The organism is Paraburkholderia sp. BR10882 (assembly GCF_040948855.1).
Classification (GTDB): Bacteria; Pseudomonadota; Gammaproteobacteria; order Burkholderiales; family Burkholderiaceae; genus Paraburkholderia; species Paraburkholderia nodosa_A.
Window position 1 is genome coordinate 384,608 of sequence record NZ_JBFPKP010000007.1, and the last position, 11,021, is coordinate 395,628.

Annotated in this window: 7 protein-coding genes and 1 pseudogene; 7 read left to right on the forward strand and 1 reads right to left on the reverse strand. The window is 64.4% G+C overall.

The genetic code is table 11. The annotated features are described in order from the left end of the window. Window positions 1–28 precede the first annotated feature (28 nt). The 7 genes and pseudogenes from AB3X99_RS20675 to AB3X99_RS20705 all read left to right on the forward strand — a co-directional run. Complete coding sequence (locus AB3X99_RS20675) at window positions 29–973, forward strand: transporter (protein WP_342946137.1); 945 nt, start codon at window positions 29–31, stop codon at window positions 971–973. Window positions 974–1,214: 241 nt separating this feature from the next. Continuing rightward, on the forward strand, window positions 1,215–2,132 hold the full coding sequence (locus AB3X99_RS20680) for a LysR family transcriptional regulator (RefSeq protein ID WP_342946138.1): 918 nt from the start codon (window positions 1,215–1,217) through the stop codon (window positions 2,130–2,132). Between the two features lie 136 nt (window positions 2,133–2,268). Beyond that, window positions 2,269–3,627: an MFS transporter gene (locus AB3X99_RS20685; RefSeq protein ID WP_368617978.1), complete on the forward strand. Its 1,359-nt coding sequence runs from the start codon at window positions 2,269–2,271 to the stop codon at window positions 3,625–3,627. A gap of 38 nt (window positions 3,628–3,665) precedes the next feature. Then, complete coding sequence (locus tag AB3X99_RS20690) at window positions 3,666–5,780, forward strand: acetate--CoA ligase family protein (RefSeq protein WP_368617979.1); 2,115 nt, start codon at window positions 3,666–3,668, stop codon at window positions 5,778–5,780. A gap of 67 nt (window positions 5,781–5,847) precedes the next feature. Further along, window positions 5,848–7,152 carry a DUF1254 domain-containing protein gene (locus AB3X99_RS20695; protein WP_368617980.1) on the forward strand — a complete coding sequence of 435 codons (1,305 nt, stop codon included), beginning with the start codon at window positions 5,848–5,850 and terminating at the stop codon, window positions 7,150–7,152. 62 nt (window positions 7,153–7,214) lie between these two features. Then, window positions 7,215–8,582: a DUF1254 domain-containing protein gene (locus AB3X99_RS20700; protein WP_368617981.1), complete on the forward strand. Its 1,368-nt coding sequence runs from the start codon at window positions 7,215–7,217 to the stop codon at window positions 8,580–8,582. A 139-nt stretch (window positions 8,583–8,721) separates the two neighbouring features. Next, window positions 8,722–9,128: pseudogene (locus AB3X99_RS20705) on the forward strand (porin); the annotation flags it as partial. A 392-nt stretch (window positions 9,129–9,520) separates the two neighbouring features. Here AB3X99_RS20705 and AB3X99_RS20710 read toward each other — a convergent pair. Then, a complete protein-coding gene (locus tag AB3X99_RS20710; protein WP_368617982.1) occupies window positions 9,521–10,639 on the reverse strand; it encodes a porin in 1,119 nt (372 codons plus the stop codon). Window positions 10,640–11,021: the final 382 nt, after the last annotated feature.

The following is an 11,021-nucleotide window of genomic DNA, read 5'->3' on the forward strand; positions in this document are numbered from 1 at the left end:
GGATTCGAACAGGGCAACAACGATCAAAGTGCGTAGAACATCGACAAGCCTACTGGCCGCACTGACGTGCTTCGGCGCGCTGGGCGCTTCGTTTCATGCCGGCGCGACTGAAGGCGGTATCGGCCGCCCGATCACCGGCATGCAGATCGCACCCTATGCCGGTATCGTTCCGCCTACCTCGGACTGGATCGTCTCGCTCAACACGATCTACTACGAGGGCTCAGTGAGCGCGAGCAAAACGCTGCCGATCGCGGGGAAGGTGACGGCGGGGCTCGACTACACGATCTCATACACGCTGATCAATGCGGTGAAAACATGGGGCATCACCGCGGGCGGCTGGAACTTCGCGACGTCGTTCGGCGTGCCCGTGCAATATACGGACGTTTCCTCGTTCCATGGTCTTTTGCCGAACGACCACGGTACGCAGTTTGCCGACGTGTTCTTTTCGCCTGTGGTGGCCGGCTACCACCTGACGAAACTCGATCACGTTGCGCTGAGCGTTCAAATCTACGCGCCCACGGGTGCCTACAGCCCTGACCGCCTCGCCAACGCCGGCCAGAACACCTGGACGTTCACGCCGACCATCGCATACACGCACCTCTTCCCGGCGGCAAACATCGAGTTCTCGCTCAACTACGGACTGGAGTTCTATACGCGGAACGGTGCCACGCAATATCACAACGCACCGGTCAGCGTGCTGGATGTCCTGGCACTCAAGCGTTTTGCGGGCGGCTGGGGTGTCGGGATCATCGGCGGTTACATCCAGCAGGTGGGCAACGATACGGGCGGAATCGCACAACTGACTGGCGGCGCGCAGGGGCACGCAGTGGGCATCGGGCCGATGGTGACGTGGACTGGCAAGATCGACAGGACGCCGGTTGCCGCGACGCTGCGTTGGGTAAACGAGTTCAACGTGAGCAATCGCCCGAAGGGCAATGCTGTCCAATTGACTGTCAACGCGACTTTTCAGTGAGACCGCCGGTGGCGGCGTAGGTAACATGCCGTCCGGTTTTGAGTGCAGATGTGCAGCCGAACGGTCTGGTGCGTAGACGCGAATCGCCGTCCGTTCTCGAAGGAGCAACGGCCGATCGTGGGTATTTTCACACTGTAGAGAGCCGCGACAGAAGACACGTGCCGTGCGGTGCCCGTCCAGGCTATGCTGTTTCGCGGCGCAGGGCTTGCCTGCGCCGACCGATTAGCCTGTCGCGTCCGCCATGAACCTACGCCAACTCGAACATGTGGTCGCCCTCGCGGAAGAGGGCAGTTTCGCCCGCGCCGCACAGCGCGTGCACCTAAGCCAACCCGCTCTCAGCCGTAGCATCCAGTCCATCGAGGAAGAACTCGGCATGGCGCTCTTCGACCGCACCACCCGGGACGTGCAGATCACGTCCGCGGGCGAAACCGTGGTGCGCCGAGCGAAGAAAGTGCTGTTCGAGGCGCGCTGTCTGGTGCGCGACGTGGACTTGCTGCGCGACCACAGTATCGGCTCGGTGAGCTTCGGGGCAGGCCCGTATCCGGCGGCCATGCTGCTGCCCGCGGTGCTCGACAACCTCGCGCAGCAGCATCCGCAGATGCGTATCGACGCGCGCATCGACAACTGGAAAAATTCGCTCGAATCGCTCTACAGCGAGGAACTCGATTTTCTGATCGTGGATATTCGCGGCGCGCCGACCGTCAGCGAGGTCAATGTAATCCCGCTGCCCAGGCATCGCGCGGGCTGGTACGTACGTGAAGGCCACCCGCTCGCGCGCCTGGCCACTGTGGAGACCCACCAGCTGCAGGCATTTCCGGTTATTTCCGTGCCGCTGCCCGACGCAATGCGCGATGGGCTGCGCAAATGGCTGCGCTATGCGCCTGGCAACGAACTGGACTTCCATCTCGTCTGCAACGATGTGAATGTGCTGCAGGAGTACGCGCGCAAGACCGACGCACTGTTGTTGCTCACCACGCATGCGTTCCCGAATGCGTCGCGCATGGCGGACCTCGTGCCGCTCTCGCTGCCCTCGCGCAAGCCGCTCTGGCTCCAGTTCTGCATCATCCATCTGGCCGGACGCACGCTTTCGCCCGCAGCGGAACAGGCCATTCGCGTTGTTCAGGAGGTTGCGGCAGCGCACTACCCGCACGACAATTAATGCACTGATCGCATCGATACAATGCAAATTATGCAGTTGTATTATTTGTCTCTTCGTCGTTCAATCTCCCGAAACGGCAATTTTGGGCGACCGCTTCACGCCGGCGCGCAAAGGAATAGCCGCAAATGGAGACACAATGACATCAGAGACACGTTACAGGCGTCAGCGATGGGTAATCGTCGTCGGCCTGTTTTTCTTCCTCGCCATCAACTTTGCGGATAAGGCCCTGATCGGTCTCGCCGCCGAACCGATCATGCGCGAGCTCGGGCTCACGCACACACAGTTCGGACGCATCGCGGCGAGCTTCTTCACGTTCTTCTCGATTTCCGCGCTGCTCGTCGGTCTGCTCGCTAACCGCGTGAAGGCGCGCTGGCTGCTGCTGGCGATGGCGCTCACGTGGTCGCTTTCGCAGGTGCCGCTGCTCGTATTCGCAACGCCGCTTACGCTGATTGTCTCGCATGTGCTTCTGGGTGCGAGCGAGGGACCCGCGTATCCAGTGGCCGTGCATGCGCTCTACAAGTGGTTTCCCGACCACGAGCGCACGGTTCCATCGGCAGTACTTACGATCGGCGCATCCTTCGGCGCCGGCCTCATTGCGCCGGTTATCACTGCCGTGATCGTCCATTTCGGCTGGCACGCTGCGTTCGCCATGCTGGCCGTGGTTGGCGTGGTCTGGAGCATAGCCTGGTTGTGGATCGGCAAGGAGGGGGCACTCGATTCACACGCCGCGCAGGGGGGGCGGCCCGCGAACCCTGCCGATTCCCTGCGCGTGCATTCACCGGTGCCTGAGTTGCCGCAACGCATTCCGCTCGCCGCGTTGCTGCTCGCGCGAACCTGTATTGGCAGCGATCTCAGCGGCTTCGCCGCCTATGTGATCCTCACAATGTCGACGATCTGGCTGCCGAGCTATCTTGTGCGCGTGGCAGGTTATTCGCTCACGCAGGTCGGCTGGATCGTTGTGCTGCCCGCATTCGGCCAGATGGTGGCTTCGCCGCTGCTCAGCTGGTGGTCGCAGCGCCTGATGGCGCGCGGCGTGTCGAGCCGCCATGCGCGCGGCACGCTGGGCGCGGCGGCCGTGGTGGTATCTGGCGTGGCGCTCGCCCTCATGCCGCTGCTCCCGGCCGGGCTACTGCTCGTGTTCGCGGTGACGATCGCGTTCTCGCTCGCTTCGTTCACGTTCGTAACGGGCGTGACTCTCGCCGGCGAGATCGTGCCGCCGGCGCAGCGCGGCGGAGTGCTAGGCATCAACATCTGCATCACGACGCTCGCCGGACTCATCACGCCCGCCGTGATGGGCCAGGTGATCGACCATGCCGCAGTCCAGCTCGACGGGTATCGCACCGGCATGATGCTGGCCGGCGTGTTCTCGGTTGTGGCCGGCATTATCGCGGCCATCCTGATCGATCCGGCCTCCGACCGCCGCCGCTTCGCGGCGCGTGCGCTCGTAGCGCAGGATGCTTGTCTTGTCCCTCCGCTCGCACGGGGCGAGCAGTGAGCTGCCCGATCATCGCATAAAAAGGAATGCTAACGTCCATGCGGAATATCGATCTCACGCCACTGCTGCGTCCTGCCTCGATTGCCATAATCGGCGCTTCCGCCGATGCCGCCAAAGTCGGCGGCATGCCGCTGCGACTGCTGCGCGAACATGGCTATGCGGGCCGCATCTATGCGATCAACGGGAAGGCTGCCCAGGTACAGGGAATGACTGCCCATGCCACGCTCGACGCTGTGCCCGAGCCCGTCGATCTCGCGATCGTGGCCGTGCCCGCGCACGCCACACCCGACGTGATCGCGCAGCTCGTGCGCAATCGGGCGCGCTCCGCCGTGCTGTTCACGGCGGGCTTTGCGGAGATGGGCGAGGCCGGGCGCGCGGTGCAGCGCAATCTCGCGCGCATGGCCGCGCAGGGCGGTGTCACGCTGCTCGGCCCCAATTGCCTCGGCTTGATGAACCTGCGCGAACGCGTCTACGCGACGTTCTCGCCCGTGGCACTAGCCGGTGCGCCGCCCGTGGGCGACGTGGCGCTGGTGAGCCAGAGCGGCGCGTTCGGCGCTTATGCGTTCGCGCTCGCCCGCGAAGCAGGGCTCGGCTTGAGCCACTGGATCACGACCGGCAACGAAGCCGGCGTGCAGGTCGCGGACGCCATTGCCTGGCTCGCCAACGATCCTGATACGACGGTCATCCTCGCGTATCTGGAGGGCTGCACGGACGGCCCCAGGCTGCGCCAGGCGCTTGCCGCCGCGCGCGCCGCCGGCAAGCCCGTGGTCATCACCAAGGTGGGCACCACGGCTACAGGCGCAAGGGCCGCGCAGTCGCACACAGCGAGTCTCACGGGCGAGGATGCCGTGTATCAGGCCGTGTTCGATGAATACGGGGTGTTTCGCGCCGATACGCTCGACGGCTTCTTTCGCCTCGGCTATGCGCTTTCGAAAGGGCGCCGGCCGCAGTCGGCCGCCACGGCCATCGTTACCGTTTCGGGCGGCGTTGGCATCATGATGGCCGACCGCGCCGAAGCGCTCGGACTCGAACTGCCGACGCTGCCCGAAGCATGCAGCGCACGCCTGCGCGAGCGCATTGCGTTTGCCTCCACGGCCAACCCTGTCGACGTGACGGGCCAGATCGTCGCGCAGGCCGACGTGCTGGCCGACACGCTCGTCGACGCCGTCACTTGCGGCGCCTATGGCAGCGTGGTGGCATTCGTCGCCGGCGGCGGCAATGCGCCGGCCGCGTGGGCCGCGATCGAGCAGGCCGTCGAGCGTGTCGCAACCAGCGGCGCAAACGTGCCACTCGTGCTCTCGGGTCTCGTCGACGATGTCAATCGGCATTGGCTCGAAGCGCGTGGCGTGCTCGTCTTCCGCGAGCCGGTGCACGCAATGGAATCGGTGGCGGCGCTGTTGCGTGCGCGCGAGACGAATGCCTCGCTCGATGCAACAACGATTGATGGCGAGAGCGCACGCGTGGTCTTTCCCGCGAGCGTGCCGCCCGATGCCGCCGCTCTCGACGAAGCCGAAGCGATGGCACTGCTTGTCCGAGCTGGCGTGCCTGTCGCGCGGCATCGCGTGGCGCGCTGCGCGAGCGAGGCTGTCGACGCGGCACAGGAAGTGGGCTTTCCGGTCGCGCTCAAGCTGCGCTCGCGCCACGTGCTGCACAAGAGCGATATTGGCGGCGTGCGGCTCGACCTGCGCGATGCAGCGGCCGTGCGCCAGGGCTTCGACGCCATCGCAAGCGCTGCCGCGCAGGCAGACTTGCCGGGCGGATTCGAAGGCGTGGTGATCGCACGGATGGTAAAGGGGTGGGGCGAGATGATCGTGGGCGTGAAGCGCGATCCGGTGTTCGGCCCTGTCGCGATGACGGGCCTTGGCGGCACCGGCGTCGAGTTGTGCCGCAAGGTGGCCTTCGGCCTCGCGCCGCTCACTCGCGAACGGGCGCTGGCCATGCTCGAAGCGAGCGGCGTGGCCGCGCTCTTTCGCGGACACCGTGGCAACCCGGTCCTCTCGCTCGACGAAGCCGCCGCCACGCTGATGGCGCTGACCCGCGTGGGCGCGGCGATCGGCGACCGGCTGGAAACGCTCGAAATCAATCCGTTCATCGTGACGCCGCAAGGGCTCATCGCCGCCGACGCCGTTATTACGCTCGAACGCGACGCATAGTAACGTCGCTTCCGCATTCAGCTTGTCGCAATCCGTTACAGTGAGTATTACTATGTACAACCAAACAATGTCAGTCGTAGAACCAGAGGCAAACCAGCTGCGTGAGGACCCGGTTGTCACCCTGGTCCGCATGTGCGCCGGTCCGCTGGCCATTGCGCGTTATCCTGTCGTGGAAGTCGTGCGCACCTGTGCGCTGCATACGCTGCCGCACTCCACGAGCCCGCTGCGCCGGCCCTTCAATACGATTCATGCGAGCACGCACCGCTGGACGCACGAAGACCGCGATATCGTCACGCCGGCCAACGACTTTCTCTACCTGAACGCCTGGATCGACCTTTCCGGCGGGCCGGTGGTGCTCGACATTCCCGCAGTGGACGACGACCGCTACTACGTGGTCGAACTGCTCGACGCCTTCACGAACAACTTCGTGAACCTCAGCCCGCGCAACGCCGGCACGCGTGGCGGCCGCTTCGTACTGCACACGCCGGAGCAACATCCAACGAGCGACGGTAAGCCCGTGGCATGCCCCACGAAGCTCGTGTGGATGCTTGGCCGAGTGCTCGTGAAAGGCGACGACGATCTCGCGCAGGCGCAGCAGGCCGCCAGCGCCTTCCGTCTCGACGGCACGCGCGGTGCGGGCCCGGTTTGCGTGGGGCAATGGCACGACAGCGGCGACGCCGCGCTCGACTTCTTCCAGAACGTCTTTCAGTCATTCGCGGACCTGCCGCCGTGCAATGACGAAGCCGCGCTCGTGAGCGCGCTCGAACGCGTGGGCATTCGCGCGCCGGGCGAGCGCAGCATGGCTGCGCTGCCCGAGTCCGTGCAGCAGGGCCTGCGCGAGGCTTACGCCGACGCGCAGCGCCTCATTGTCGCCTTCACGGCAAGCCGCACCCGGCGTAGCTGGACCTACAGCCTCGGCCTTGGCCGCTACGGCCACGGGCATCTGCTGCGCGCATGCATCGCCATGAAGGGACTGGGCGCGCTCGCGGCCGACGAAGCTGTCTACGCCACAGCCGACTTCGACGAAGCGGGTGAGAACCTCGACGGTGGCCGCCGCTACGAGCTTTATTTCCCGCCTGGCCAGTTGCCGCCGGTGGATGCGCTCTGGTCGCTCTCGCTCTATGGCGCGGACCGTTATTTCGCCGACAACCCCGTCCGCCGCTACGCCATTGGCGACCGCACGCACGGCCTGCAATACGACGAGCACGGGGGCCTGCGCATCGAGATCCAGCATGAGGCGCCGGCCTCGCAAACGAACTGGCTGCCTGCGCCAGCCGGCAGCTTCTATCTGATTCTGCGCTTCTACCATCCGCAGGCGTCGTTCCTCGAAGGACGCTATGTGATTCCGCCGGTGCGCGCCGTCGCCGCCTGAACCGCGCCGCGCCCCCACTCGTCACGCAGCGCGACCCTCAACCCGATCCAACCGTACAACCCATGACGTCTTCCATCGAATCGCCTGAAACGCCAGCCAATTCGGCCACCGGCACCGAGAACGCCGACTACGACCTCGCCGTCGAAGCCGTGCAGTTCGCGTTGCCGCTCTACGAAATGGCGCGCATGCGCTCGGCCACCTGTCCGCGAGTCGACCATGCTGGGCGCTACGCGGGTGATTCGCCCGAAACGCTCAAGCGCTGGGCCAACGAATGGTTCCATACGCGCGTGCTGCTCGGCCCGCAACACCGTCGCGTGGTCACGCCCAACAACGACACGCTCTATTCGAGCGCATGGTTCGACCTGAGCGACGGCCCGCTCGTGATCCGGGTGCCTGCCATGAACACGCGGTACTACGTGCTCGGCCTGCTCGATCTCTACACGAACCCGTTCGGCTATATCGGCACCCGCACCACTGGCAACGAGGCCGGCGCATTCTTCCTGCACGGGCCCGAGTGGCACGGCGAGGTACCCGCGGGCATGCGCGCAATGGCTTGTCCGACCGATACGGTATGGCTCATCGGCCGCATTCTCGTGGACGGGGAAGCCGATCTCGCAGCGGGCGTACACCTGCAGGACCAGTTGACGGTCGAGCCCGCGCCGGGCAGCGCGGCACAGATCCCCAAGCTGATCGACGCCGGCGTTCAGCCCACCGAAATGCTCGGCAACGCGGAGCGCTTCGCGCAAGTCGTCAACCGGCTGCTGGCCGACCACCCGCCGCCGCGCGAGGCGCAAGCGGTCGTGGCGCGCTTTGCTGCATGCGGCATTGGCGCGCCATGCATGGACAACGTGCTCGACCCGGCGCAGCGCGACGCGCTGGAACGCGCGCTCGCTCACGTTACGCACGAACTTGCCGGCGAGCCGCCGCTCGCGCTGGGCGGAGGGTGGGCGCTGCCAGTCGATGTGCGCGCAACCTTCGGCGAAAACTACCGCGAGCGTGCCCAGGTTGCGCTCTGCTATATCGGCGCGCTCGGTATCGAGGAAGCGATGTACATCACCGCCGATACCGACGCAGATGGCGCTACGCTCGACGGCAACGCCTCCTATGTCCTGCACTTCGCACCGAGCAACCTGCCGGCCGTCGACGCGTTCTGGTCACTCACCGCCTACGAAAAGGCGACGTATATGCTGGCCGAAAACGCCATCGGCCGTTACTCGCTCGGCGACCGCACGCGAGGCCTGGAGTACGACGCCGACGGCGGTCTGCGTATCGCCATTTCGGCGAACATGCCATCGGACCCGACGCTGCGACGCAACTGGCTGCCAGCACCGAACGACCGCTTCTACCTCGCGCTGCGACTGTATGTGCCGCGCGAGACCCACCTCGCGCGCACCTTCGTCTATCCGCCGATCGCGCGCCAGGCCGCCTGAGTGCAAGGGCCCGGAGTATGCGCTCCGGAAGCCGCAACCCGCATTGCTATTCGATTTCACGATGCCCGCCGGTGCCGATCCGGCGGCTCATTTCCGCGAATAATAATCAGGATAACGATATAAAATAGAGACGCATCGAGTGAAAAACCGGCATCTCGCATTGGCCTGGACGGCGACTCAGGCGCAAAGCAGCGTCACGCTGTACGGGCTGATCGACGTCGGTCTCACCTATGCGAGCAACACGCAAACGGCGGTGCACGCAAGCGTGCCATGAGCGACGGCAGCGCGAACGGCGTGGCGGGCAGCCGCTGGGGCGTGCGTGTGAGCGAAGATCTGGGCGACGGCCTCAAGGCGCTCTCCGTGCTGGAAAACGGATTCCGGGTCAACAACGGCATTCTGGGGCAGGGTGGCGCGATGTTCGGGCGTCAGGCATTCGTGGGCCTAACGAGTGCGAACGCGGGCAGCCTCACCTTCGGTCGCCAGTACGACACCTATACGGGTTTCGTGCAACCACTCACGGCCACGGGCCAATGGGCGGGCTACATCAACGCGCGCGATCCGAATGTCTCGCTCTACGGCAGCACGCCGAACAAGGGCCTCGCCACGGTCAACAACCTCGGATCGTTCGGCTCGGCTACCACGCCGCAGTCGTAACCGGTCGATGCGGCTATGTGTCGGCGAGCACCACGCAAATCGCGGGCGCGGCCATTCAATACGCGCTTCAGCCCTTCGGCCACGGACAAGCAGATTGCACTACGCCTCGGCTTGCAGAAGCGCTTCTAGCGCGTTGCGACGACGTCTCCTTCGCCCGTCGTGAGGTACAGGTTGGGGGGCGCGGCTGAATATGACTGCGGTGAGCAGAGTAAACGGGAAAAAGCGTGGGAACGGTGCCTGACGGCAGCGGTTCCCGCGTCGCACAACTGTCCTCACATTGCAACCTAGAAGCGGTGCGTCATGCCGAGCGCGGCCATGTACTGTTTGGCGCCCGGTTCGGTCACGCTAACGCCGGGCCAACTCGTGGTCGCGCTGCCGTTGTTCTTGAAGTAGCCCGCGCGCACGTAGAAGCTCGTTCGCTTGGAGATCCAGTGATCGGCGCCAATCTGGAAGCCCGGCGTGTTGTCGTGCGCGCCGCGTACGTTTCGATAGAGCGCGGCGAGCTGGATTTCGTCGACGGAGGTGGCCTGAATCGTCGCGCCGACTTCAGCGATGCTCACCGAATGCGCCGTGCCGACCACGGCGGCAAGCGTGTGTGGCGCCGGGTCGTTCGCACGCTGATACGAGTAGTTCGCCTGAAGATTGACGGGCCCGATACGGTAAGCAAGTGCGGCAATGAAATGCTCCGTGCCGAGTAGCGCGAGCGGGCCGGGGAGTGCCGCAATCGTTTCCGTACCCGGATGCTGGTACATGTATGCCAATCCGGCGTAAAGGCCTGCGCCGGTGTAGTTGAGTCCGACATTCAGCGCGTTGCCCGTGGTTGCCGGAACGGGCTGCGTGACCGTGGCGGCAAAGGCGTACATCGCATAGCCCTGCACGCCGTAAAGCCGGGGCGTTTGATAGAGGATCGAGTTGCTCAGGCGGCCGCTGTCGTACTGCGTGGAGAGCGTGTTGCGGTCGGGTGTGAGTACGAAGGCGGCGAACGGCGAGAGCGCCTCGTCGACCTTGAACGGATCGGTCGGGTAAACAACGCGGAAGCTCGCGTCATACTGCCGCCCGAATGTGAGCGTGCCATAGCGCTCGTCCTTGAGCCCTACCCACGACTGACGATAGAACAATGTGCTCGTATCCGCGAAAAGGCCGCCGTTGTTGATGTTGAAGCCTGACTCGACGGTGAACTGGGCCGTCAGACCGCCGCCAAGGTCTTCTACGCCCTTGAGGCCGAATAGCGAGCCGGTGGAGCCGCCGCTCTTCATGGCGAACGTATGGGTGCCGCCGTTGCCGAGATACTGCAGATAGGTATCGGCGACGCCGTACAACGTGACGCTCGAATCGGCTGCCGCTGCGCCACCGGCGGAAAGCGCCAGTGCAATGCCGCACACTCCATGCACGCGAAAGCGCATGTATGTCTCCTCTAGTTATGTGAACGACGCTCAAAAATAGAATGAGCGTGCTAATTAGAGCGGCGCCGAAATTGGATGTCTATTGCATTGTTCTCATCGCACTATTGCGTGAAATGCATGAGTGCTGCTTCGTGAATGGGCTCGGGGTTTGGGGCTGACGACATGAAGAAGTCCAAGAATTCCGCCGCACCCCCGAATCAGACATTACAAAAAAGCTGTGACAAGTAATGTCAAAGCCATTTTCAGATGTCCGCTTCCCGGCCAAGTTCAAGTGTCCGCTTTTGCGGGGTTCAGGTTTTGTCTTTCACGGGTTGCAGCTCACGCAGTGTCGAAGATCGGATCATGAACGGGCAGGGCATTCGCCCCTGTTCCATTAACGCCT

Coding starts and splice junctions, on each gene's coding strand:
- AB3X99_RS20680 (WP_342946138.1), top strand. CDS start 1,215: ATGAACCTACGCCAACTCGAACATGTGGTCGCCCTCGCGGAAGAGGGC.
- AB3X99_RS20685 (WP_368617978.1), top strand. CDS start 2,269: ATGACATCAGAGACACGTTACAGGCGTCAGCGATGGGTAATCGTCGTC.
- AB3X99_RS20690 (WP_368617979.1), top strand. CDS start 3,666: ATGCGGAATATCGATCTCACGCCACTGCTGCGTCCTGCCTCGATTGCC.
- AB3X99_RS20695 (WP_368617980.1), top strand. CDS start 5,848: ATGTCAGTCGTAGAACCAGAGGCAAACCAGCTGCGTGAGGACCCGGTT.
- AB3X99_RS20700 (WP_368617981.1), top strand. CDS start 7,215: ATGACGTCTTCCATCGAATCGCCTGAAACGCCAGCCAATTCGGCCACC.
- AB3X99_RS20710 (WP_368617982.1), bottom strand. CDS start 10,639: ATGCGCTTTCGCGTGCATGGAGTGTGCGGCATTGCACTGGCGCTTTCC.